Raw genomic sequence first — 465 nt, 5'->3', positions numbered from 1 at the left:
ATCACACTGCTTCTGTCGACTTCACACGTCAAGTCTCAACTGACGCAGTAACTGGGGCAAAGACGTATGGTGCTTGGTCAGCAGATCAAAGCTTTGCCGCAGTCAAAAGTCCTGAATTAAAGGGTTATACCGCTGACAAGGCGCAAATTGACAAGCAACCAGTTAACGGGGACTCAAAGGACTTAGAATTCACGGTTACCTATACCAAGAACGCGCCAACGATTACGACAATGAAGAAGACAGTTTATGAGACCATTCATTATCAAGGCGCTGGTAATCAAACTCCAGCTGATCACACTGCTTCTGTTGACTTCACACGTTCAGTCTCAACTGACGCAGTAACTGGGGAAAACACGTATGGTAATTGGTCAGCAGATCAAAGCTTTGACGCAGTCAAAAGTCCTGAATTAAAGGGTTATACAGCTGACAAGGCGCAAATTGACAAGCAACCAGTTAACGGGGACT

1 protein-coding gene is annotated in these 465 nt (G+C 45.6%); it reads left to right on the top strand.

What is annotated here, in order from left to right:
- A partial coding sequence (locus IV55_RS10460; protein WP_420864894.1) for a mucin-binding protein occupies positions 1 to 465 on the top strand: 465 nt, incomplete at both ends.

This window comes from Furfurilactobacillus siliginis (assembly GCF_001437435.1).
Lineage (GTDB): Bacteria > Bacillota > Bacilli > Lactobacillales > Lactobacillaceae > Furfurilactobacillus > Furfurilactobacillus siliginis.
The sequence above is the reverse complement of the archived record's forward strand: the minus strand, read 5'-3'. Positions and strand labels throughout refer to the sequence as shown.